Raw genomic sequence first — 24,407 nt, 5'->3', positions numbered from 1 at the left:
GTTATTCCTGAACTACCTCTTTTTCAACCAATAGGGATTCCAAAAAAGCTGCGATTTGTGCGGAAGAAGGCGCATTTTCTGTATTGGCAGCGATTTTATCTCTCCACAGATGTTTTTGGGTAGAAAACTGGCTTGGGTTTTCTAATACCTGCTTCAAGAGGGTAGCCAAGCTTGATTTTTCATTTGCAAAAACCACCGCATCCAATCCTTCAAAAGACCTAAAGTGCTGGAATTTATATACCACATCTGTACTCCAGTTTTTATCTTGCACCGTATCATATGCCAAAAACACCGTTGGCTTTCCAAAGTATGAAAAATCCAAACCGATAGTTGATCCAATATTTACCGAGAATTCACAATGGAGGCAAAGGTTCATCAACAGTTTCACATCCTCGAAGAGAGGATAAAATGACATCCAACTTGTTCCTTTTTCCCATTTAGGTGGAATATGAGTGATATTTGAATAGTGGTCCAATACTGTTTGATATCGATCTACGGTACAAACAGGGACCTGCCTAAACAGAATAGAAACTTGAGGATTTGAATCCAATGCAGATGCCACATCTTTCAAATATTCAGGATCATGAGGAGAAGTCAAATCATCATCACCTGAAAAAAGAATCCATTTTTTTGAAACATCCAATCCATATTTAGAGGCAAATTCTTCTCTTGACTCCAACAATTCAGTCTGAAAATGAAAATCGAATTGAGGTGTCCCAACTACAGATATGGAGCTTTCAGAAATTTCAGGATAGTATTCTAAGAGTTCACCTTTCATGTATTCAGACCACACCGCATAGTGATCAGTACGAATTGGCAACCTAGCTTTTGGGAGATTGTCCCAAGAAAATATAGCAGTAACGGTCTTGACCCCCATATCTGCAGCAGCCAAGCAAAGCGGTTCTAAAGTTGAAACTCTTTGATGAGTAATAAAGATCAAATCGGGTTGAATTCTTCGGATATCTGATCTAAACTCTTTATAGGCGGGACTACGTCTCCACTTTAATCTATTCGTTTCTTCTAGGTATTTAATGCCATCATAATTGGCTAATGAAGCACTTGCCAATTCTGATGTCTTTTGAAAGATCCTCTTCAAAGGGTTGTTTCTTACTTTAAACCAATTGGTTAGAATGGTAGGGTTTTGCTTTAGCTTAGAGTTATGTTTCAACCTGGCATAAGTTGATGTCTCTCTCAAAAATTGTTGAAACCTGGATTCAGTAACTTTTCTTAATGGTTCATCTGTAAAGTCAATTCCTTTTTCATTTTTTACATAATTCAAAAACTGAGTTTCCAGATTATGCATCAAGTGAATTTGAAATCCTTTTTTGTTTAAATGATAAAACAAATCAGAATAGAGGTAATTTCTAATTCCGACCCCATCCGGTATGACAAATAGAATTTTCTTAGTCACTAAATGAAATATTATTTAGAAGCAAAAATAGTGTCCGCAATCTTATTGAAATTTTCTTTTGAGAAATAATCTCCAAAAACTGGATTATTAGATTTCTCATTTTTGATTTTTTTAATCGCTATTAAGATTGCCATTTTAATTTCTGAATAAGAATCAGCCAAAGCAAAAGAAGATTTGTCTATCAGTAAATTTCTCAATTCACTTTCTTCTGGACCCAAAACCAAGATTCTTCGATTGACGTAATCCAACAAAGGAGCTTTCCCAACTAAAATATTACTATAGTTCCCAGAAGGTTCAATTATCAAGTTGATATCAGCAATTTCTTTTGATTCCCATAATGCTATTGCTGAATTAACTGTCGGGAGAATTTTCAAATTCCCCATATCCTTATATTTATTTTTCAGTCTTTCTGTATCATTACCTTTTATTCTAAAGATCAATTCAACTTCCTGTTCAAATGAAGGGTTTTCGGAAATTAAATTTTTACAAGTATCAATAAATGGATCAATTTTCCTTCCAAGTTGAATGGCTCCATGATACATGATGGTAACTTTTTCAGAGACTTTCTTAAGTCCTGACGCATTGGAACTAACAAATACTTCAGGAGCAAATTGATGCGGAAGAGTAAAAAAATTCTTCTTACTTCTATATAAAAATCTAAGATCCCTACTGAGCAAATTGGAAGGAGTCACACATTTAAATCCTATATCTATCAAAGATTTCATTTCTTTAAATTCAAAAAGCGATCTTCTATTCAAAGGGCCAGAATATCCAGGATCCCAGAAAACAGGATAAGGATCGTGAAAAAACAGTACTACTTTCTCCTTTAAATATTTAAAATCTTTAATGGACCTTAGGGAAAGAAAAGAATGCCCAGTACTTCTAACTGCAATGAAATCATATTCATCGAATTTTACCTTTGATAATATTTTATGGATTTTGGATAGTTTTATTTCATCCTCTAATGATCTACCCAATAATTTGTGCCCAACTTTTTCAATGAACTTTAAAACTGGATTTTTAGAAAACAATATTTCATGTTGCCAAAATTGATTTACTTCCAACATTTCAATATCATGGTCACCACTTTCTTTTTGTAAGTATAAAAGATCGACTTTCTCTACATTGGGATGAGAAACCAATCTATAAATAAATGACCTACTAACTTGACCTTCACTCGTTCCAGAAATCCTTAAATCTTCAGCTATTACTAATATTTTCACGGAGTTTTTATACCTTTTTTGAGTCTAAAATATTCATTATGCAGGTTTTGAATAGTTCCTCCGATTTACTTTTTTCGAATTCCTTCAAAAAAACCTCTCTGCTATTTCTACCGTGTTTTTCCACTTTTTCGTAATCAAAAATATATTTTTCCATTTCATTCGCCACATCCGAAGCTGAACAAAAGGGAGGTAAGCTATATCCATTTATATCCTCGAATACTCGATTGGGTACATCTCCTACTATGGTTGAAATTATTGGCTTCCCTGAAGCCATCGCTTCAAGAATCACCAAAGGTCCACCCTCAAAATTAGACGTCATAATAAAAACGTCCATATCCTCAAAACATAAATATCTATCCTCAAATGGAATAGCTCCCTTAAAAGATACTATTTCATTTAATCCCCAGTCAACAGCGGATTTTTTAAGATTTTCTAATTCAGGCCCGTCACCATACAAAACAAACTCCACTTTTATTTTTCTATCATTGAGTATTTTGAGTGCTTCCATAATTAAAATGAAATTTTTGCCTAAGTCTAACCTTCCAATTGATCCAAATCTTATCACATTATTTTTGGATGGGGAAATGGAAAGAAAATCACTTTGTCCCAAATAGATCCATTGCTTCATAAGGAAGTACCTGGCATCCGGATAGTTCTCCAAAATATAGTTTTCTTTCTCTTTTGCAGAAATCAAGAAGAAGCCATAAATCTCTAATTGTTTGTAAAATAAATGGTTCTTGGGATGGCAGATAGAAGATTCATGATAAGCAAAAAGGACATTTGATTTTACACATAAATTCAAAATATGAGGCAACAATTTTGTTGGACTCACACCTGCGAAACACAAATCAAAATCATTAAGAATTGCACTCAACCAAGAGTCAAAAAGGTGAGGAAAATTCCTAAAACAATTGGATAAACTTTGGTTAAGCTTAAAACCAGATTTAATATAAATTTTAAGGAACTGTTTACTTAAAAAAACATTTTTCAATAATTGGAAATTCCAGACAACTTTTGGAAGGTTATTAAATTCAGTAGATTCCAAAAGGCAAAAAAAATTCAAAATTTCAATTTCAAATCTTGGGTCAGAATTTAAAAAACTGGCAAATCCAATATTTTCAAGTTCTTGTCCTCCTGGACCAGCAATTCCAGGCACAATAAACAAGACCCTTTTTTTAAAAATCATTTCAGAAATCAGTAGTTATCCTTGAATCGAGATTTTAAGAATTTTTGAATGGCTTGCTGAATTGAGAACAAAACTCTTAAAACTGAAGATTTTGTCTTATGTGCCAAAAGAAATTGATATAAAATAAATCTATCCCATTCCCCTTTTTGCCCTAAATAATCTGAGTAAATCTTCAATCTTGTAGCCTGCCTATGAAATGGATCTGTGGATCTCAATAAGGAAGTTTCTAAAATGCGGTATTTCACTCCTACTTGCAGGATTCCTTTGAAAGAATAATTCTGTGCCATTTTCAAGAACAGGTCCAGGTCTTCCATCATGGATTCTGGATTATACCCTCCCACTTTCAAAGCCAACTCTTTCTTGACCAATACCGTAGGGGCACAGATGAAATAATCCATCAAAAGTATAGGGAAGATCATTCCAGAAGGCAATTGGGAAGCTGAAGTCCAATTTCTTTCCTGAAAAAATGTAGGTAAATGCATGGATTTACTTTCTCTATCGATTTTCTCAGCGTCACAATACACCACTCCTAGCTGATTGTCAGATTGCTGAAATAGGTTTACCTGATCCTTGATTTTATGAGGAAGCAACACATCATCACAACTTAAAACCTGGTAATATTCACCTTCAACCAATTCCAATGCGTCATTGGCATTTTCGGTAATCTTCTTGGTAGAGGACTGGAAGATGGTTTTGACTTTTACATCTGGGTTTCTAGCGATCCATGCGTTGATTTTGGAAACACTTTGGTCTTTGGAGCATGCATCCACTAGGACAATTTCAATCTCCGGATAGGTTTGGGCAATGATACTGTCCAGCGCTTCTTCCAAAAACTCCTCATGGTTATAAGCAATGGCGATGATACTGACCAAAGGAGTGTGTTTCACTTGATTATCCAGGTTGATATTCATTTAACACTCTGATTACCTCATCTACTTCTGCTTCTTCCATCACCGGGCTAATTGGAATACTTAAAATCTCCTCATGGATCCGTTCTGTAATGGGAAGTTGGAGTGAAGAATATTCCTGGTAAGCCCCTTGTTTGTGAAAAGGAATCGGATAATGGATCAAGGTTTGGATTCCTTGAGCATCGGTGAATTCGATTAATTCTTTTCTGTTTTTGGTTCTGATGACGAACACATGAAACACATGATCCAAGCTATCCGGTTGGGATGTTGGTAGAATCAAATGGGGGTTTTTTATTTCAGTGAGGTATCTCTTGGCAATTCTTCTCCTGACGGAATTTTCTTGATCGATGTATTTCAGTTTAACAAGTAAGACTGCTGCCTGAATTTCATCCAATCTGGAATTCACTCCTTGCACCTCGTTGAAATATTTCTTTTGGCTGCCATAATTCCCCATGGTTTTGACCATATCAGCCAAGGATTCATTGGAAGTAGTGACTGCTCCGGCATCTCCCAAGGCTCCCATATTTTTACCAGGATAAAATGAAAAAGCGGCTGCATCAGAAAGATTACCGGCTTTAAGACCTCTCTCATCCATCGCTCCATGGGACTGGGCACAATCTTCCACTAATAATAGGCCCTTCTCCTCAGCCAGTTCTTTCAGCTCCTTCATCGGGGTCAATTGACCATAAAGATGAACTGCCAAGATTGCTTTGGTTTTACTGGTAATGGCTTTTTTTACATTTTCGACGCTCAAGTTGTAGGTTTCCTCATCCGGCTCCACAAAAACTGGAACCAAGCCTGAAGCGGTAATTGAAATGATGGAAGCGATATAGGTATTGGCCTGCACAATTACTTCATCTCCGTCTTTGAGAAGACTTAATTCCTTAAAGCCTTTGAAAATCAAAATCAATGCATCCAAACCATTGGCTACTCCAACACATCTTGAAGTCCCACAGTATCCCGCAAACTTCTGTTCAAATTCATCATGAAATTTACCTCTGATGTACCAGCCATTTAATAAAACCTGATTTAAAGCTTCTTGTATTTCTGCTTCGTGAGCAAGGTTTATTTTTAGAAGGTCTAGGAATTTTACCATAGATATCTTTAAGGGTTTAATTAAAACTCTTGGAGTTCCACCATTGATTTAAAGGTTTCACTTTCATTCAGTAATTGACTAAAGGTGCCTCTGCATTCCACTTCTCCATCTTTCATCAAAAGGATCTCATCTGCATTCTTTACGGTACTCAATCGGTGGGCAATCAAAACAATGTTGCAGCTACCTTTTAAAGAGTCAATATTCTGTTGGATCATCTTCTCCGTTTCACTGTCCAAGGCTGAGGTAGCCTCGTCGAAAATCAAGAGCTGAGCTTCTTTAAATAATTCTCTGGCAATAGAAATCCTCTGTTTCTGTCCTCCACTGATCAAAGCCCCACTGTCACCCAAAATGGTTTCTTCTTTCAAAGGAAGAGAATCTACCAACTCACTGAGATTCGCAAGATTCAAGGCATGTTCGAACTTCTTGTAGTTTTCTTCTGTCTTATCTGACCAAAAGGTCACATTGTTAAAAACAGTATCATTGAAAATCACTGCTTCCTGGGTGATATATCCGATTTTGGAGCGATAACTTGCCAGGTTAAAAGATCGCAAGGGTTCCCCGTTTAGGAGGAATTTCCCAGCAGTCGGATGTACCAATCCCACCAATAGATTGGTTAAAGTAGTTTTTCCACTCCCACTTTTCCCAACCAAGGCATAGGACCTATTATTCTCAATGGTCAGATCAATCTGATGAAGAACCATTTTTTCAGGATGGTAATAAAAGCCCACCTTTTGTAAGGAAAGGGATTTGATATTTTCCACCTGTTTTTTGGAAATGTCTTGTTCTTTCCCCGTTTCTAAGTCTTTCAACAATTCCAAGCCCACATGCAATCCCCCGAGATTGGCCGTAAATGCCTGCCAGTGCGTTTGTACCAACATAATGAAATTCAAAGCCCGATAGAAAAACATCAGACTCAAAAAGATGGCAGCAATGTTTCCGTTCAGGAGCTTTATTTCCACCAGAATTGCTCCCACTACAATTGCGATTACCAATGGTTCTCTAGCTGCCAATAGAATCGCATTAAAGATGCCTATCTTCTTTTGTTCATACTCAATTTTATCCACATAGTCCTTGAGCTTAATTTTATACCTCTGAAAGTAATTGGTAGCCTTGAGGTATTTGAAATTGTGAACCGCCTGAATCAGGGAAGATTGATATTTATGACTGAGCTGGCTGTTATTGAGAGAAGCTGATTCGGTGTATTTAAAAATTACTTTGAAGATCAGATTGGATAAATACCCACCTACACTGACTACCAATGCGAATTGAAAATTGGCAAGTAATGCCAAAACAACATATACTAGTAATAAAACAAAGGATTGAAGGGTATTGAAATAAGACACATAAGCAGATACAATCTTATATATTTCTCCTGAAAGGGTATTTTGAACCCTACCGGCATCCAATCCTAAAAAGTTTCGGTACTCCATATCGCCAAGACTATCCACCATTTGGTAACGGATCTTCTTTACAAAGAACATCTGCACCATCACTTTGTAATGGCTTTCCATGTATTTAAAAAGTCCTTTGGCAACAAATATGGAAAGTAAAAAAACAAGGATGACTACCGCCGTCAGCTCCAAACCGGTCCATGTAATGAAGTCCAATAAGAAACTTAAGGAACCTAAAGATTCGGCTGCCTCTGCTTTATCTATTTGATCTTTGCCAGCAACCTGGATCAAAGGAATAAATAAAGCCAGGCCAAATCCATCCAAAAACCCGCCTACTAAGCTTAAACCTATTAACAGGATAATCCTATTTCCTAAATAGGAATAAAAGAAGAGGAAGTGCCGGAAGTATTTTGAAATCAATTTCACTTAGAATTGTTTCAGATTACTTCTTGATTTGTTTATCATCACTATAATATCCGTATCCATAGCCATAGCTATAGCCATAGCCATAGGTAACTCCTTTTCCTTCTACTCCATTAAATAATGCATAGATATTCTTGATTCCCTTACTGGTTTTCAAGCCATTAAGAGCATCTATAAAGTTTCGCTGGCTATAATCCTGTCTAAAGACAAACAAGGTCAAATCAACAAAATTCAATAATTCTATGGTTTCACTCACCAAACCAATTGGTGGAGTATCCAGAATGATGACATCATACACTTTTTTGAGGTCGTTCACCAAACTTTCAAATTGATCCCCAGATAATAATTCTGCTGGATTCGGTGGTATAGGTCCTGAAACCATGATATCCAAATTGTCAAACTTGGAGTTTTGAACTGCTTCTTTCCAGTCATCTACCTGATTACTTAGAACCGTGGAAAGTCCTACATCATTTTTCAATCCAAAATCATCAAAGATCTTTGGCTTCCTCATGTCACAACCTACCAAGATGGTTTTCTTTCCTGTCAAGGAATAGACCGAAGCCAAGTTCATGGCACAGAAGGTTTTTCCTTCACTTGAAATAGTAGAGGTAAGCATAAGGGTCACCTGCTTATCTTTTTGCATCAGATAGCGGATGTTTGCTCTCAAAGATCTAAAGGATTCAGCGATACCTGATTTACCATTATTAAAAACAACCAGGTTGTTTTCTTCCTTATTTTTTAGAATAGTGGCAATCACCGGAATTTTAAGCCGCTTCTCTAAATAAGAAATATCTTCGATTCGTACTCTAAACAACTCCCTTCCAAAAACGAAAAGGATCGGAAGCATCAGACCACAGAAGAACGCAAAAAGGTAATTCCGCTGTGGTTTTGGGGTAATAGGGCCTCCAATTACTTTTGCAAATTCAATGATCTTGTTATTGGGTCGATTGGAAGCCTTGGTAATCGCAGACTCTGCTCTTTTCTCACTCAAGAAATTATAGATACTTTCAGAAAGATCGGCCTGTCTTTGAAGGGCAATCAAGTTCTGCTCTGCTTGAGGCAAATTCCTAAAAGAAGATTCAATTTCATTCTTTCTTTGTTCCAAATCCTGGATCGTCATCTTATTGTTCAGATCCACGTTGTCCAAAATCTCCCGAATGGATTTATTCAAATCATCGAGCTTTTTATTGGCCTCCCTTACCGCAGGTGAAAGGTCTGTCTGAGTTGCCATTAATCTGGAACGCTCCACTTGGACAGACAAGAGGTTTTCAATCAGTCCATTCAAATAAGGGTCTTCAATACCCAAACCGGAAGGAACTACGATTTCATTGTAATTTTCCCTCACCAAATAGTCTTTCAAACTTTGATAGTACCTACTCTTGAGATTGGCATTGGCTAATTCAGACTCAATTTCTGTCAATCTGCCATATACTGTACTACTTTCATTGTTGAGGTTATATATCTTGTTACTGGACCTGAAGGCCTGTAGCTTATTTTCAAATTGAGTCAATGAATCTGCCACTCCTGCCACCTGCTTATCAATGAAGTTGATGGTTCTGTTGGCGATCTCATTCTTTTCCTGAAGCTCCAGTTCAAGATAGGTTTCCATCAATGCATTGAGGTAGGTTTGTCCTTTATCCACATTAGGAACGGCCATACTCAAGTTTAGGATGGTAGAGTTCTTTTCCTCCAAATCAACAATGAGCCCGCCGGAATATTTGTTGATCAAATAGTTATTATCTCTTACAATGTAATAGGCCTCTCCAGCATCCTGATTGGAGGTATTATTGATTTTAACTTTGAATTGTGGAGTTTCTATCCATTCATTGAATTTATAGGTACCCTCTTGATTCGGAACTCCTACCCCAAAACTTCCATCGGGAAAATATTGGGAATAATTTTCATCATTAAAAGTCAAGGAGTATTCATTAGCATTCTCCCATTTTACTTCTACCAATCCATTGATCAGTTGAGGAAATCCCCAATCCACCTCCACCACAATAGGAGTTTTTCTAAATACCTCTCTTTTGATGAATCGGCCTTTTTCGTAGTATTCAACATCAAAATCCAATTGGATCAAAGTTGCTTCCGCAATCGGTCTGGATTTTAGAATAATGATCTCATTGGTGATTCCAATTCCTTGCTGATTACCTAAAGCTGGGTTTTCAAATAAGGATAAAGCACTTTCCTGTTCCTTGATAAAAAACTTACTTGACACCAAATAAGTAGGAACGGTAGTACTGGTATAATAATACGCGGCTCCGAGAAAGAAGACTACAGTCCCTAAGATTATGGGCCAAATTTTTAAAATTTTAGGAAACAGCGTTTTTAAATCAAAACTGCTGTCATCCTCTTGGAAAAAATCGCTTTCCTCTTGATCGAAACTCATATTCTTGGAAATGTTAATTTTTAATTAAAGTAAGAACCAAAGCTACTGCTGTGATCGTCGTCGTCAGCAAGGTCAAGGTTTCTACTAAGTTTGTACCTGCTCCCAACTCTCTAACTTTCATTGGTTCAGCATAGATTAAATCATTGGGCTTTAAAAAGTAAAATTCTGAGCCAAGTAAGTCCCTATCCAATAAATTAATTTTATGAATCTGTGAACCATCAGGATATTGTCTCACCAAGAGCACTTGATCTCTTTTGGCAACCCTGTTTAGATCTCCGGCGAAGGCAATTGCCTCAAAAATGGTTACTCTATTTTGTAAAATAGTGTATTTCCCAGATCTAGTAAATTCTCCCAAAGCACTAAAGCGAATACCTCCTAACCTCACTCTGACAAAAAACTCATTCGCCTTTACATATTTCAAAACCTCATTCTCGATCAACTCTTTTGCTTGCTTTGTATCAAGTCCAAGCAATTTAACTTCACCAATTAAAGGAATTTCAACCATCCCCCTTTCGTCAATTGTATACCCATTTAAGAAAAAAGCATCTCCTGCTCCTTGGCTTCCTCCCATTTGGGCAGATGTCTGATTTTCATTACTGATAGCTCCAAAAATCAGGTTCAAGTCCTCATCAGTAGTTTTAATTGTGATTTCTACATTATCGTTAATCTGTAACAGATATTCCTCTGTTTCATAGGAATATTTTTCACTTGATTCAATCAAAGGCCCCTGACTTTCCTCTAACTGCTGCATATAAATCATTTTCTTATTGGGAACACACGAGTAAAAGCCTAATGCGATTACCCCAAAAAAGAACAGGTTTCTTAAAATTTTATTCATGAATTAGTTAAATGTAGAAAAAGGATCTCTTCAGAATTTGAATACGGGATCAAAAATAAGAATTAATCAGAATTTTAAACTTTTATTTATTTAGGCAAGTATTTCTGCAAAATTATAATCTGGCATCCACGTCAGATTTATCCAAAAATCCCTTCACATCAAATACCACTTGAGTATCAGATTTCTTGATTTGTAGTTGCTTAAATTCCTTATGAGAAACAGCTAAAATTACAGCAGAATATTGAGCAAATTCCGGAGCTTGCTTACCAGAAATAATCTGAACTCCATATTCATGTTCAACCTCAGCAGGGTTGGCCCATGGATCGTAAACATCCACTTCCATGTCAAAGGATTTTAACTCCTTATAAATATCAATCACTCGAGTATTTCTAACGTCAGGACAATCTTCTTTAAAAGTAAACCCTAATATAAGCACCTTAGAATCAATGACCTTCAGGTCTTTTCTCATCATCAGTTTTATTACCTCAGTAGCGACATGCTTACCCATTGAGTCATTTAACCTTCTTCCTGCAAGGATAATTTCAGGGTGGTATCCCAATTCCTGTGCTTTTTGAGCAAGATAAAAAGGGTCTACTCCAATACAATGCCCCCCCACTAATCCAGGTTTAAACTTGAGGAAATTCCATTTTGTCCCTGCAGCTTCTAACACCTCATTGGTATCAATTCCCATCAGATTAAAGATTTTGGAGAGTTCATTGACAAATGCAATATTGATATCTCGCTGCGAGTTTTCAATCACTTTTGCCGCTTCAGCTACTTTGATAGATGAGGCCTTGTGGGTACCTGCTACAATGACAGTTTTATACAATTGGTCCACATACTCCGCTATTTCTGGAGTACTTCCAGAAGTGACTTTCAATATTTTTGCAACAGTATGCTCTTTATCACCAGGATTAATTCTTTCTGGAGAATACCCAGCGAAGAAATCCTGATTGAATTTCAAGCCGGAAACTTGCTCTAAAACAGGCACACATTCATCTTCAGTCACCCCAGGATATACCGTCGATTCATAGATAACGATATCTCCCTTCTTTAAATACTTTCCAATATTTTCGGAAGCTTTGAGCATAGGGATTAGTACAGGTCGATTGTGCTTGTCTGTTGGTGTAGGAACAGTAACAATATAAATATTACAATCAGCCAAAACCTCAGAATCAAAACTTGGTAATAAACCTTTATCACCATTTAAAGAATCAGTTAATACTGATTGAAGCAGCTCATCTTCTACTTCCAGTGTATGGTCCACACCAGCTATAAGTTCTGAAACCCTCTTGGTATCAATATCAAAACCGACAGTTGGATATTTTTTGGCAAACTCTACTGCCAAAGGAAGACCAACATACCCTAAGCCTATAACGGCAATTTTAACTTCTTTGATAGGTGTCGACATTAAAAATACTATGTTTTACGTTGTGTTATTTCAATTTCTAAATTCCTGCTATAACTAGCAGAAACACATATTCAGTGGGCTCAGCTTCGCCCTTTCGGTCCCATGAACCCAGCACTATTTGACTTACTTTTTTTCTTTAAATAAATTCTCAATGAATAGTAGAAACTCCCCATAAAGGATGTTTTTGCTTCATTGGAAATAGACCAAAAAGAATTGATTTAAAGATAGCTATTAAAACGAGTACCAAAGTTACTCATTTGAGCATGAATGCAAATGTAATAGGTTTTGGAAAAATTAAAATCCATTAACTACTTACTTCTTTAACTGATAAATAATATTCAGATTCCCATAAAAAGAAAAGACTTTTCTACCGTTGGGATAATCATTCGTACTTATTCCTTGGGACTGCCACTGATAATTATTGGCTTTGATAAATTGAGCTTTGCCGCTGAGAATAAGTCTATCAAATCGCTGATCCCAAAGCAAACCAAAGCTTAAATCTACCCATGGTTTTTTCTCTGTATTTAAACCAAATGCTCTAAAAAAGTAATCTTGATTATTCTCTAAACGCTCTAATAAGATTCCTCTTTTCATCATTCCCTTCACCTCTGTTATCTCGAGAGTTTGAACGTTTGAACCTACTCCTATCCCTACCCCTAAATTTTCCCCATAATTACCGAAAGCCCGAGCCAAACCATGGGTATTCCAAGTTTGATTTCCAATCAGTCCAGGATATCTCACATACCTATTGACAGATTCTTGCTGTTGAGTCATTTCCCCTCTCACTTGAAGAAATGAATTTCTTTCATGAATAGGAAAGAGTTTTTGAAATCCAAATAAATATGCCCTTGCGTGATCAGGATTTAAAATAAAATCTCTCCAATTGTAGGCATGGTCCCTCCTCCCATATTCTGCATAGATTTCAAAATTCGCCTTGGGTACCACATACCTCATGGACAAGGCGACTTGTTGATCCTGACCTCTTCCGTCATAGGCTATCGAATTACCATTTTGAAACAAAGTTTTCTTTTGAAAAACTTCAAAAACCGGGAAATAGTCATTAAAAGAACTTCCCATGTACTTACTGTATTGATGAAAAGTCCTACTGAATCCTACAAACAAATGCTTTAAAAAAGAAGGATTATAATTTAATTTCAAACCATTCAAGTAGCGCCAATCTCCATCAAATCTCCGGAAATACCTCCTATTTAACACCTCATTTTGAGAAGGAAATAACCCTGAATCTTCAAGCCTGCCCAAAATCAGCTGCAATTCAAAATTCCCTACAATTGACTTGAGAGGTCTTCGGGTGGATAAAGACAAATGAGGGAATCCCTCCGAATTATCCGAAAAAATCAAAGAATTAAATTGTCCTGGTCCCCACCAAATATTTTGGGTTGAAATACCAAGAGCCATCGGCCCCATTAAAATATTTACACTTGACTGGCCCCACCAAAATCTACTTATCGACTCATTCCCAAATCGTTCTGGATTATCTCCATTATTCCAATAAAAATATCTGGAATAATTTTCAAAACCGGAGAACTGTGCTTCAAATCCATCAAATGGTCTATTTTGAGAAAATGAAAGTTCTGGTTGAAGCTGAATTTCCAAAAACTTAAATCGAGCATAAATTCCAGCGCTGAAATATGTTTGAAATCCTACATTAGGTATCAAACCTTTATTTCCCCAACCATAGGGCCTTTTTGTATTAATTTCCGTTGTAGAAATAAGAGGTAATAAATTGATCCGCTTTTGGGGGGTTTCAATTTTCGAAGCCCTTGTGAGAATCTTAGAAACTGCATTGGTCCCTGCTGTAGAATCCCTTCCATCAAAACGAATTGGCCTGAGAGTAAAAGAATGGTGAAGGGGAAATTCTCCTAATAACTGCTCCCTCCTTAGGTATTGTTCCAATACTGGGAAATCCGTATTTAGAATCTGAGCTTGAGTGTCAAAATAAAAAGAAAAAATCGTAAGCAAGAGTAGAACCCCAAATTGAAAGTTGGGTCGATTTACACCATTTTCAGCCTTCTTTAACATGATTATTTTCTTCCAGGTTTTTTACCTAAATAAACACGTACTGATTCATGCGCTTCCACCCACCTTAACCTTTGTTTGATGAAGTAAAACTCCAATTTATCTGTAATTCCAAAGCCCGTCAATTTATAAACCTGTTGAATATCTGTCAACCTAATTCGGAATTTACCTAATAACTTCAGTATGATAATGAGTCTATTTTTTCCTTTGGGCAATCTTCCTCCAAAGCGGATGGCCTTCACTTTCATCTCTTCCCAAGTTGTTCTTGCCGGGTGTTTAAGTGACATCAATGGACTAAAGTTTATTTTGAACCCTGCTTTCACAGCTCGATTGCAAAACTCCGAATCTCCCCCTGTCAGTAAGGAAGAATTAAATCCACCAATTGTATCTACAACCGCTTTTTTTACCAAAAGGTTAGCAGTTACACTAAAGTTACAATGTTCTACATAAAATGAATTTGGGAAGGCAAATGCTTTCTCAAATTTGACAAATTTATTCTCGAGGTGTGAGAATACTTCGATCAGCCCTCCATATAAATCAGCTTCTCCTTTTTCAAGAAGGTTTTTAGCTTGAAAAATCCAATCAGGACCTGGGATACAATCAGAATCGGTAAATAAGACACCATATCCTTTTGCTAAGGTCAACCCTCTATTTCTTGCTGAATAAGAACCCGGAGAAGGTTCCGTTAAAAACTGAATAGGGAAAGAAAATTTTTCACTGGGCCTGTAATCGTCATTAGGATCATTATTTACAATAATTACCTCAAAGATTGAATCGATATTTTCTTGCTTATCCAGGGCATTCAGGCAGGTCAATAGACGTTCCCAATCTTGATAAACAGGAATAATTACACTAATAAACACCTGGTTCAATCTTATTTTTTCGCTTTATGAAAATACGTTTTCAGTACCCCAAAAAAAGTGTAATGCATGAAATAATAAATAGATTTAAAAAAGTTCAGATGCTCAAATTCACGATAAACAATCCATTGATATTTAGCGGCCTTGAATTTATTCCCTGAAATAGAATCATCCCTTAACCTATATTTTGCCAACGGTTGATTTATACCATAGGCGTAAGGAATTAGCTTCAATATTTTAAGCCAAAGTGCAAAATCCTGTCTTTTCGATATTATAGGCATATAAACTTTCCCAAGTTGGTCCGTATCATACATTGCTGTCAAACACCCAATGGAGCAAGTTTTTAATAAATCATTATGATTTACTTTAGAGGGAACTTCATGTTCTCCTACTATGACATCATTCTTAATTTTAAAATAACCAGCAAATGTAAATGCATGTTTATTTTCCAACATAAACCTTACTTGAGTTTCAAGCTTTGTAGGCTCCCATAGATCATCACTATCTAAAAATGCAATAAACCTACCTTTAGCCATTTCAATTCCTTTATTTCGACTGACAGCAGCACCTAGATTTTTAGGGTTTTCATGCAAATGAATTCTTGCATCCAATTCTGTATAACGGCTTAAAATATGAATACCATTATCAGTGGAATAGTCATCTATCAGGATCAATTCCCAATCAGTATAGGTCTGCGCCATAATTGACTGTATCGTCTCCTCTATATGAGAGTGGGCATTGTAAACAGGAGTAATTATCGATACAAGCATTATCCTTTGTTGATTGAGTTGAAACCTATCAAACTTTCTTTAAATGAACTAAAAAAAGGAATAGATCTTTGCGGTTTTAAATATTGCTTTATCAAAAAAGCTATCCCCAAAACTAAATTAAAAGAATAACCATATAACCTTTTAATTAGGGCTCCTTTACTTTTATAATACTTTGTATCCAAAATTTTCCCGGAGCTTTCAAGGGGATGCACCACTATATATTCAGGTACAAAATATATGTTCAACCCTTTATTCATTGCGTCGTTTAAAAAAATGGTTTCTTCTCCACTAGGATAAGAAGCCCCCAAGCCAAATCTTTCATCAAACTTAATTCCAGCTTTTTTCAAACTTTCAAGTTTAAAAACTATTTCTACAGAGGACACTGTAAAAATACTTTTACGTGTATGTCTATAAGAACTCTCGGGATAATTTTTATAGTTTTCTCCTGTTGGAGTCAATATTTTGAAGGTAATAATATCCGCATCGGGAAACTCTTGAAAAGCTTTTTTGATTTTAACATCAAATTTTTCACAGAAATCCACATCGTCATCAGCAATTAAGACTAAATCCGCTTTTCCTTTTTCCATAGCCCGATTTCTACTCTTTGACAATCCTTTTTCATCAAAAGAAATAAACTCTAAGTTTTTATCGTGGAATCTGATTCCAGTTTGGTTTTGGGAAATGACCAATGCATTAAAACTTTTTCCTTTGAATGAATCTGGCGTTGGATTCATTGTCGAAATCAATACCTGAAAATCCATTTATATTTTGGCAAGTAATACGCTAATGCTTGTGCAGCAATACTCAATAATAATAAGGTTGCAGGTAATCTATGACGGACTGCCCCTAGCAAATGAAATTCAAAAAAAGCCGACATTCCAACATAAACCCCTATGTAGATCATCCATAAGGAATATTTCTTGATATTTTTTATGAAAATAAGGCAAATAAATAAAAGGAAAAGCAAATACAATCCGTCAGCAAAATAGGCCAATTTTGTCCAAAATGGGATGAAAATAATTACTGGAAAAGGGGCCAGTAAAAATTGAAAAAACAAACCAGGAAAGTCTAAAATTAAGTCCAACCAAGTCCTCCAATCTACTTCTGGGTAGGTAACCCCAGATTCAAAATAATTCATTCGTTGTACATTTCTAAACAAGGATAAACTCTGTGGTGAAATAGGTATATTCAAAATGCTGGTAGACAAGAAATTCAACACTACAAAAAATACAGGAAATAAAACTAAAATGAGACCAATTACCATTTTTCGGTTCAACTTTAATTGAACCAAGTATTGCAACCCGACAATGATAAAAAAATACAGAAGAAGTTGAATCCTAAGAATCCCAGCCAAAATAACCCCGAAAATTAAGTAGTAATTGAGTTTATATTTCCCGGTCATCCCGTAAAAGAATAAACCTAAAGCAAGGACGAAGTAACTCTCTCGAAGTGGTGTAAAAGAATAAACCACTATAGACGGGGCTAATGCAGCTAGGAGTAAATAAAACCGTTGAACCCAAACATCTTTAATATCATAGGTTCGGTTAAATGCGCCAGCCAAGAAAATCAGTCCAAGTTGGAAGAACAGAATATTGAATAAGAAATAATTAAATATTGATTTTAGTGAAATCAAATAGATTGGAATAGCTAGAAATTTATATCCAATTTTCACACCAATGGATTGATTTTGTGGCGTTACACCTGTTTCTAAAATCCTAGTAAATAGATTTGTATCCGGGAAATAAGGAATCAGCTTGATCTTATAATCAACTAACCCAATGGCAAGATAAAACAATAAAAGACCAAGAAAATGGATGTTGATATACTTACTATCTGAAATTAAAATCCTTTTGGCAAACGTCGTCAGAATTAAATAAACCAAAACGAAGTAAATGGGCAAGGTAATTAAATGCCAAAACTCAATATTTTCATAATAGACTTTCAATGGTTCAACTTCTTTCGGATTGAATAAGAATATTTTTTGAACACGATAAAACTCAAATACTTTCTAAATCGACTGGGGTTTGTCATCCAAGTCCCATAAACCCAAACAAGAAAGTTGAATTCATATGCAAGTGAATGTGACTCCGATTCCCCTGAATTCGTTTGCATAAGGTTTTTAATCACCTTTAAATCCTCTAAACCAACCACTTCTTCAAACCTAAATAGTAAATAAACAAATAGCCCTTGAACAGATATGAAGTCATTTGGCTTTAGTAACGACTTCAATTCACTTGCAAAAGCAAGTCCTTGATTTAAAATAAATCTCCGTTTTTCTTTGGTGACCTTTTGATGAAACTCGGATTTCCGGTAATAAGATGTAAAACTTGAAGAATCATCCAATTTGAACTTAATCAAAGGAAAGGATAATGCTCTTACATGTAAATCCACATCCTGAAACCTTAACAACCTATCGTTAAACCCATTTATTTCATTAAAAAAATCTTTTTTCCAAATCCCACTACTGGTATGCCATGGAATCATATATTCTAAAAACATATTCCTGTATTCAATAGCCGATAAATTTGAATTAAGGTTTGGGAAAAATGGGGATGCTTGATCTATTTCTTCAGTAAAATGGGCGGTAGAATGAATTATTAAATCTTCTACTGATATTGAATTAACTCTACGCTCAATGCAATTATTAGCAAGTAAATCATCGGCATCAAGAAATATCAGATATTCTCCTGAACTTTTTAAGACCCCATAATTTCTACATGAATTAGCACCTTTGGGAAGATCACTTGGCCTCTTTAATAGCCTGAATCGATGATCTCTATTCACATAACTTAGAATCTTTTCAACAGAACGGTCATCAGAGCCGTCATCTACTACGATACACTCCCAATTGAAATAGGTTTGTTGGATAACAGATTCTAAGGTATCAGTAATTAACCGTTCGTTGTTGAAACAGGGTACAATTACAGATACTTTCAAATCAGACTTCAATTTCTTGATGTAGCTTGATGTATTGCTTGATATAAAGTATGAAAATCAAGATCAGACCAAAAATAAAACCTAAGGTGATACAAAATGCCAAGGTTAAAATTAAGTTAGGGGCTATAGGCCCATTAGGTATAATCGGGGGTTCGATCTCAGTAAAAATGGGCTTTTGATTGTTTAATTCAATTTTTGAGGTTTCTAACTCCTTTGCAATAGTCCTATATAATTCAAACTTTAGATTATACTCAGCATTTAAGTTTTGCTCTATGGCTTTCATACTTTCCAAAAACAACCCTTGATTCCTTTCTTTGAAAGTGGTCAAAGCATTTTGAGCTTCTTTAAACCCTTCCTCACTTTTTTGGTATTGAACTTCTAAATATTGAACCTGATTTTTTTGCTTTTCTTGAAGGTATCTAGTGGAATATTCCACTAATAAATTTTTGACCATTTTGGAAAATTGGAATGCCAAGTTTGGCTCCGGCATGGTAGTAGAAATGATTAATAATCTCCCCTCCGAGCTTACAGTTATTCGCTCAGAAATTCGATACAAAACATACATCTCGAGCGGTTCATACCTTGTTCTGTCTTTCTGTTTGACAGAATCTCTTTCACTATCATTTACTTGAATACCAGGTTTAAAAATTGAAAGCGGGCTTTTTAAAAACTTATAAATCTCATTATCAGGCCGTGTTTCAACGAAATATTTAAAAAGAGAAACAGAATCTTGATAGGTTTCAGATTTAATTTTTGAATTCATCAAATCCTCCAAAAATGGTTTGCTTTGCAAGATCATTGGATAAAGAGCGGGATCCAATGTTGCTAATTCTGCGGAGGAGCCCGGTACAGAAAAACCTGCCACTTGAGCCAGTGAACCCAAACCTCCAGCGGAACTTGTATTTTGGCTTTCTACCAATAAAATTGTCGCAGAAGAAAATGAGGTTGGAGTAGAAATAAAATAAGCGATCCCTATAAGTATAAAGAATACAATTGCAGCTATAAGTACTTTCAACTTGGCTTTCCCTAATTTCACTAAGTTGAGAAGTGTAAAATCATTTTTTAGCAGGATATTATTTATTTGATTTTTCATAGAATAAAACTCTGATTTACGAAATCCTGATCTTTTTGAAAATATCTTTTCATTCTCTTTCAACTTTTTTAATTCCAAAGTCCAATTTCAACATTTCTTTCATACCTATACACTCTATATACCAAGTTGCAAAAAATAGCTTTGTTTTTTCTGTAAAACTTAAATTGGGATAAGTAAAGATAGAAACATGAGGTCTGATAAAATGTAAGCCGAAAAAGAGTTTTTGCTTGGGAGTATAGAATTTATAAAATCTGGAATACATCCCTCCAATTGTCCTTTTCTTTTTTCTAATTAGTTCATTTAGGTTCTTTCTTGAAGGGTGAGCTACCACCACATCATGACCATATCCCATTTTGAATCCACTATTTGTTGCCCTCTTAGTCCATTCAAAATCACCCCCAGACATAAGCGTTTCATTAAACTTTCCAATCTTTTCTATGACTGATTTCTTGCAAATCAGGTTGGCAGTAACACTTTGACCTTTTTGAGTTACATTTTTAAATTGATTAAAAGAAAAGGCTTGTTCGTAAATAAATGCCAGATGATTTCCTCCGTTCGGTTTAAAAAACTCCATTTTCCCTCCGACCAAATCGTAGCCTTGATTTAGTAATTGAATGCCTCTCTCAAGCCAATCAGGTTCTGGGATACAATCCGAGTCAGTGAAGGCAATGAATTTCCCTTTTGCATACTTTAATCCCATGTTCCGGCAAGCATAGGACCCTGGTTCAGATTGAAGAAAAAGCGCTGCATTATCAGGCATTTTTAGCCATTTGGGAATGGAATGATCCGGGTTATTGTTTATAACAAGTATTTCGAATTCGGTTTTCGGAATACTTTGCTTTTCCAAAGCTTCCAAGCACTTTGACAAATAGTCCCAACTTCGGTAGGTTGGGATAATTACTGAAGCTACTATCACTTTTTTTTGAAATTTTCCTCTGAGAAAGGGGATCTATTTTTACTTTTTAACTTTACAAGGGACACCAAAGGCAACCACCCCATCCATTAAATCGCGAGTCACTACTGAACCAGCACCAATTTTACAATTACTTCCAATTTTTACTCCCGGAAGAACTACAGCTCCAGCACCAATCTGAGTAAAATCACCAATCGACGCATTTCCAAGCACGATGGATCCAGGTCCGATTTCTACAAATTCCCCCAAAGAACTTTCATGGTGAACTTTTGCACCCACATTGACCAATGAGCCTGTCCCAATTTTCACATCGGGGCCTATAAAAGATTGACTCAAGGCATCAAAATCCCCGATAGCTGAATCACTAATGATTGAACTGTTGGAATGAACAGGTTGAAAAACTCCGCCCAGTTTTACCAATTCATCAAAAACCTTCTTTCTTAAGAAGGAATTTCCTATCCCAAGACAGAAATAAAAAGCGGAGGACACTGCTCCTATTAATTCATCCGGGGAATGCAATACTGGGAACTCATTTACAAATTTTATTTTTTTAAGATCCTGGTCATAACAGTAAAAATTCTCATTTAATTTTTCGGGAAATATACCTTTCAGCTCATCAAAAACCTCCAATGCATGTCCTCCTGCCCCTGCTATTACCATCATATGTTAGAAGTATTTGAAAAATGAAAAATCAACATAATTGATCTATTACCAATTCTAAATCAACAGAATCTATTGCTTTCTTTCTCCCAATATTAGAATTAATAGCATCCAATAAATTTTCGGAGTTTAATTCTATTCCTCCTATTGCTATTCCCTCTTCAATCAAATGTTTGTAGGTGATTTCACCATTTTTTTCAAGTATTATGCTAAATGTGCCTAAATCAGCCGCTTCAGAAATGCAACCTGAAAATTTGGAAATATGAAGATCCACTTCTTTCAATAACAAAGGTAAAGGCGTTTTATTTGCTAAATCCCATAATACTTTATCAAAAATTTCTAAGGATTTAAATCTATCTATTAATTGATTTCTTGACTTAATATCAATCCTTGGATGTAAGCGAATTAGCCAAGCAAAATCTTCCTTTGTCTTAAGAATAGTTTCGACTAAATAATCATCGATAAGTGGGTTTAAGGGCTGAAGTGTGTATAAGATGGAAGGTTTTTTTCGGTTCAACTCATTTGTTTTATTTATTAAAAAATAATGCCAAGGATTTCCACCTACTTTGGTTTGAAAATTGGAGAATTTCAGATTTTCTTTGAGCTGTTCCTCAGTTTTTTGATCCCACAACCAAAACAAAGTAGGAAGGATTGAATAGTCCTCTTTAAATCCAGAATATGCCGGGTGTAAAACTCCTTGAGTACCATGTTGGATATCTATACATTGAATCCCTCTCTTTCTTGCAGCGATCAGCAATCCAAAACATGGAATATTGTAATAAGAGAGTAAGAAAATTTTTTGGGGTTTAGTTTGTTCCAATATCCAGTCAAAACTAGCCTCCCAAATGAGAATTTTTCTTAATGTCTCTTGGGTTTCTTTGTAAAATGAAAAATTTGAATTTGATAACTTCTTTTCAATGAAAGACTTGAACTCCTCTAGACCAACCATTTTGGAATAGTCAATCTCAGCCATTTTAATTTTACTCTCAAAATAGCGGTAAATTAATTGAATATTTTCCCCTCTACTTTTATACGTCTTTTCTAGAATTTCTTCTCCGTATTCCAAAAAAAGAAACTCCTTACTTTTCTTATCTAGTTTGTCCCCTATAGGATCATAAAATTTATTGAAAGATTCACCATTAAACTTTTCTCTAAAATTTACGCCGCTAAAAAACAGATAATCTGTTGAATTCAGCTTTATTTTTTTAAACCTCAAGCTTGAATTAATTCTTTTTACGGCATGATTAAAGGAATTTAATAATTCAAAGCGCTTGGTCCTTTGTTTTTGATTTGCTTTAATCCCCCAAAACAACCTTAAAAACAAAGTCGTTTTGAGTATAGGCCAAATTTTAATCCCTCCAAAAAGCCAATCTTCTGTAGGGTGTTCCGCCTCAAAAACATTGAGATAATCAATAATCTTTTGCCTTTCTCTAAAATTCATTGTTCAAATCTTTTTTTGAACATGAAGCCAGAAATGATTGAAACTCCAATTACAACCAGTGTGATAACTATTTTTATTTGTAAAGGAAAATCAACGATGAAATAAGCTCCAAAGGTCAATACAAAAGTCAAAACCAACCATTTAAAAGGATGGTAATTAACAGGATTCTCTGCTTTTACTGAAGGAATTAAAAAACCAATATACCCCATAAACATTAATGAAATAAAAGTAGTGTATGCAGCAACTTCAAATCCATAATAAGGGATAAAAACTGAATTAAAAATCACATTAATTAGTCCGGCAACAAAAGTAACTTTCCATATAATATTGGTCTTTTCTACAAAAAATAATTTATTACTAGACCCCATGTACATAGGGCGATAATTATAACCCATTATTATTATAATACCCAATGAATACATTTCATCCAATCCTGGGCTTTTTAACAAAAAAGAAAAAAGCTCTTTAAGCCAAATACTCACCAAAAATGTTAGGACAAAAAAGGCGAATTGCAATCCAAATATTAAATTTCTAGCTACTAAATCTTTTCCTTCCCTGAATTTCTGCATCATCATAGGCCCTATGGCATATCCTGCTGCCATTCCTAATTGCTGAAAAATATTCCCAACTGTATAAGCTGCATTATACTTTCCTATTTTATCTACACCTACTCCGAATAAATCCATTACCACTTTATCTGAGGAGTTCAGTAAATAGGAAGAATAAAAATGTGGTACAGTTGGTAAACTGACCTTGAGGGACTGCTTAATAAGCCTCCATTTGAAATTGAAAATTGGATTTAATCCGAGCTTAAAATTAATTGGATAATAGTAGGAAGCATTAGAAAGAACCGTCGCTATTAAATTTGACCAAAACCAGCCCATATAGCCCAATTTCAGAAATGAAATAAAATAAAGGTTCAAAAAGACTGTCAATATGCCAAATAAAGCAGTCCTTAATCCTATTTGTAATGGTTTCTGCTTTAATTGAAAATAGGTTGTTCCAATGATTCCAATTGGTCCGAATAAGACCAAGGGGGCAACATTTAGTAACATGATCAACCACCTATTATCATGAGCTTCCTCTGGGATAATCCAATAAATCAAAAACCCCAATAGTAGGGCATACACAAAATTCCATAAGGTTAAAAACCCATAAATCTGCCTCCAAGCCCACTTATAGTGATTAGGTGATTTATAAAAAGTATTGACTAAGATTACTCGAAGCCCTAGAAATGCCAATACTGCAATACTACTTGTGTAAGCCGTAAGAATACCTGCCACCCCGAAATCAACTTCTGTTAAATCCCTGGTAATTACAGGCAAAATAAAAAGCTGAGCTACTTTCGGTATTTGAGGGGCAAAGCCATAAATAACTGTATGGCTAAATAATTTTTTGAACATAAAAAGACCTTAGACTT

The 24,407-nt window shown here is 35.4% G+C and carries 20 protein-coding genes; all 20 read right to left on the bottom strand.

Annotation, left to right across the window (positions count from 1 at the left end):
* Nucleotide 1: 1 nt before the first annotated feature.
* Nucleotides 2-1,411: a glycosyltransferase family protein gene (locus JYB62_RS01655; RefSeq protein ID WP_205643710.1), complete on the bottom strand. Its 1,410-nt coding sequence runs from the start codon at nucleotides 1,409-1,411 to the stop codon at nucleotides 2-4.
* Between the two features lie 11 nt (nucleotides 1,412-1,422).
* Complete coding sequence (locus JYB62_RS01650) at nucleotides 1,423-2,634, bottom strand: glycosyltransferase family protein (protein ID WP_205643709.1); 1,212 nt, start codon at nucleotides 2,632-2,634, stop codon at nucleotides 1,423-1,425.
* Nucleotides 2,635-2,641: 7 nt separating this feature from the next.
* Nucleotides 2,642-3,436: a glycosyltransferase gene (locus JYB62_RS01645; RefSeq protein WP_205643708.1), complete on the bottom strand. Its 795-nt coding sequence runs from the start codon at nucleotides 3,434-3,436 to the stop codon at nucleotides 2,642-2,644.
* Between the two features lie 392 nt (nucleotides 3,437-3,828).
* Nucleotides 3,829-4,731 carry a glycosyltransferase family 2 protein gene (locus JYB62_RS01640; protein WP_205643707.1) on the bottom strand — a complete coding sequence of 301 codons (903 nt, stop codon included), beginning with the start codon at nucleotides 4,729-4,731 and terminating at the stop codon, nucleotides 3,829-3,831.
* Nucleotides 4,712-5,824 carry a DegT/DnrJ/EryC1/StrS family aminotransferase gene (locus tag JYB62_RS01635; protein ID WP_205643706.1) on the bottom strand — a complete coding sequence of 371 codons (1,113 nt, stop codon included), beginning with the start codon at nucleotides 5,822-5,824 and terminating at the stop codon, nucleotides 4,712-4,714. The genes JYB62_RS01640 and JYB62_RS01635 overlap by 20 nt, the downstream gene beginning before the upstream one ends.
* Before the next feature lie 20 nt (nucleotides 5,825-5,844).
* Entirely contained in the window at nucleotides 5,845-7,641 is a 1,797-nt protein-coding gene (locus tag JYB62_RS01630) for an ABC transporter ATP-binding protein (RefSeq protein ID WP_205643705.1), read from the bottom strand.
* A gap of 16 nt (nucleotides 7,642-7,657) precedes the next feature.
* Nucleotides 7,658-10,027, bottom strand: a complete 2,370-nt coding sequence (locus JYB62_RS01625) for a GumC family protein (protein WP_205643704.1) — start codon at nucleotides 10,025-10,027, stop codon at nucleotides 7,658-7,660.
* A 13-nt stretch (nucleotides 10,028-10,040) separates the two neighbouring features.
* The gene (locus JYB62_RS01620) at nucleotides 10,041-10,865 is read right to left on the bottom strand and encodes a polysaccharide biosynthesis/export family protein (RefSeq protein ID WP_234982142.1); all 825 of its coding nucleotides are present in this window, start codon (nucleotides 10,863-10,865) and stop codon (nucleotides 10,041-10,043) included.
* A gap of 112 nt (nucleotides 10,866-10,977) precedes the next feature.
* A complete protein-coding gene (locus tag JYB62_RS01615) occupies nucleotides 10,978-12,276 on the bottom strand; it encodes a nucleotide sugar dehydrogenase (RefSeq protein ID WP_205643703.1) in 1,299 nt (432 codons plus the stop codon).
* A 312-nt stretch (nucleotides 12,277-12,588) separates the two neighbouring features.
* A complete protein-coding gene (locus JYB62_RS01610; protein WP_205643702.1) occupies nucleotides 12,589-14,316 on the bottom strand; it encodes a capsule assembly Wzi family protein in 1,728 nt (575 codons plus the stop codon).
* 2 nt (nucleotides 14,317-14,318) lie between these two features.
* Complete coding sequence (locus JYB62_RS01605; RefSeq protein WP_205643701.1) at nucleotides 14,319-15,176, bottom strand: glycosyltransferase family 2 protein; 858 nt, start codon at nucleotides 15,174-15,176, stop codon at nucleotides 14,319-14,321.
* Nucleotides 15,177-15,187: 11 nt separating this feature from the next.
* Nucleotides 15,188-15,943, bottom strand: coding sequence for a glycosyltransferase family 2 protein (locus tag JYB62_RS01600; protein ID WP_205643700.1), 756 nt, complete (start codon nucleotides 15,941-15,943; stop codon nucleotides 15,188-15,190).
* A complete protein-coding gene (locus tag JYB62_RS01595; RefSeq protein ID WP_205643699.1) occupies nucleotides 15,943-16,530 on the bottom strand; it encodes a glycosyltransferase family 2 protein in 588 nt (195 codons plus the stop codon). Before JYB62_RS01595 ends, JYB62_RS01600 begins: the two co-directional genes overlap by 1 nt.
* 155 nt (nucleotides 16,531-16,685) lie before the next feature.
* Nucleotides 16,686-17,888 carry a hypothetical protein gene (locus JYB62_RS01590; RefSeq protein WP_205643698.1) on the bottom strand — a complete coding sequence of 401 codons (1,203 nt, stop codon included), beginning with the start codon at nucleotides 17,886-17,888 and terminating at the stop codon, nucleotides 16,686-16,688.
* Nucleotides 17,885-18,880: a glycosyltransferase family 2 protein gene (locus JYB62_RS01585; protein ID WP_205643697.1), complete on the bottom strand. Its 996-nt coding sequence runs from the start codon at nucleotides 18,878-18,880 to the stop codon at nucleotides 17,885-17,887. Before JYB62_RS01585 ends, JYB62_RS01590 begins: the two co-directional genes overlap by 4 nt.
* Nucleotide 18,881: 1 nt before the next feature.
* The gene (locus tag JYB62_RS01580; RefSeq protein ID WP_205643696.1) at nucleotides 18,882-19,973 is read right to left on the bottom strand and encodes a Wzz/FepE/Etk N-terminal domain-containing protein; all 1,092 of its coding nucleotides are present in this window, start codon (nucleotides 19,971-19,973) and stop codon (nucleotides 18,882-18,884) included.
* Nucleotides 19,974-20,022: 49 nt separating this feature from the next.
* The gene (locus tag JYB62_RS01575; protein WP_205643695.1) at nucleotides 20,023-20,889 is read right to left on the bottom strand and encodes a glycosyltransferase; all 867 of its coding nucleotides are present in this window, start codon (nucleotides 20,887-20,889) and stop codon (nucleotides 20,023-20,025) included.
* Between the two features lie 39 nt (nucleotides 20,890-20,928).
* Nucleotides 20,929-21,549: a DapH/DapD/GlmU-related protein gene (locus tag JYB62_RS01570; RefSeq protein ID WP_205643694.1), complete on the bottom strand. Its 621-nt coding sequence runs from the start codon at nucleotides 21,547-21,549 to the stop codon at nucleotides 20,929-20,931.
* A gap of 28 nt (nucleotides 21,550-21,577) precedes the next feature.
* Nucleotides 21,578-22,987, bottom strand: a complete 1,410-nt coding sequence (locus JYB62_RS01565; protein ID WP_205643693.1) for a hypothetical protein — start codon at nucleotides 22,985-22,987, stop codon at nucleotides 21,578-21,580.
* Nucleotides 22,984-24,390 (bottom strand): lipopolysaccharide biosynthesis protein, encoded by a 1,407-nt coding sequence (locus JYB62_RS01560; RefSeq protein ID WP_205643692.1) that lies wholly within the window; start codon nucleotides 24,388-24,390, stop codon nucleotides 22,984-22,986. Before JYB62_RS01560 ends, JYB62_RS01565 begins: the two co-directional genes overlap by 4 nt.
* Between the last annotated feature and the right edge of the window lie 17 nt (nucleotides 24,391-24,407).

It is taken from the genome of Algoriphagus lutimaris, from assembly GCF_017051705.1.
GTDB classification, from domain to species: domain Bacteria; phylum Bacteroidota; class Bacteroidia; order Cytophagales; family Cyclobacteriaceae; genus Algoriphagus; species Algoriphagus lutimaris.
Note: the sequence above shows the minus strand (reverse complement) of the source record. Positions and strands in the feature narration are given on the sequence as shown.

Coding starts and splice junctions, on each gene's coding strand:
- JYB62_RS01565 (WP_205643693.1), bottom strand. CDS start 22,987: ATGAATTTTAGAGAAAGGCAAAAGATTATTGATTATCTCAATGTTTTT.
- JYB62_RS01560 (WP_205643692.1), bottom strand. CDS start 24,390: ATGTTCAAAAAATTATTTAGCCATACAGTTATTTATGGCTTTGCCCCT.
- JYB62_RS01580 (WP_205643696.1), bottom strand. CDS start 19,973: ATGAAAAATCAAATAAATAATATCCTGCTAAAAAATGATTTTACACTT.
- JYB62_RS01620 (WP_234982142.1), bottom strand. CDS start 10,865: ATGAATAAAATTTTAAGAAACCTGTTCTTTTTTGGGGTAATCGCATTA.
- JYB62_RS01600 (WP_205643700.1), bottom strand. CDS start 15,943: ATGCTTGTATCGATAATTACTCCTGTTTACAATGCCCACTCTCATATA.
- JYB62_RS01615 (WP_205643703.1), bottom strand. CDS start 12,276: ATGTCGACACCTATCAAAGAAGTTAAAATTGCCGTTATAGGCTTAGGG.
- JYB62_RS01635 (WP_205643706.1), bottom strand. CDS start 5,824: ATGGTAAAATTCCTAGACCTTCTAAAAATAAACCTTGCTCACGAAGCA.
- JYB62_RS01610 (WP_205643702.1), bottom strand. CDS start 14,316: ATGTTAAAGAAGGCTGAAAATGGTGTAAATCGACCCAACTTTCAATTT.
- JYB62_RS01625 (WP_205643704.1), bottom strand. CDS start 10,027: ATGAGTTTCGATCAAGAGGAAAGCGATTTTTTCCAAGAGGATGACAGC.
- JYB62_RS01570 (WP_205643694.1), bottom strand. CDS start 21,549: ATGATGGTAATAGCAGGGGCAGGAGGACATGCATTGGAGGTTTTTGAT.
- JYB62_RS01640 (WP_205643707.1), bottom strand. CDS start 4,731: ATGAATATCAACCTGGATAATCAAGTGAAACACACTCCTTTGGTCAGT.
- JYB62_RS01595 (WP_205643699.1), bottom strand. CDS start 16,530: ATGGAAAAAGGAAAAGCGGATTTAGTCTTAATTGCTGATGACGATGTG.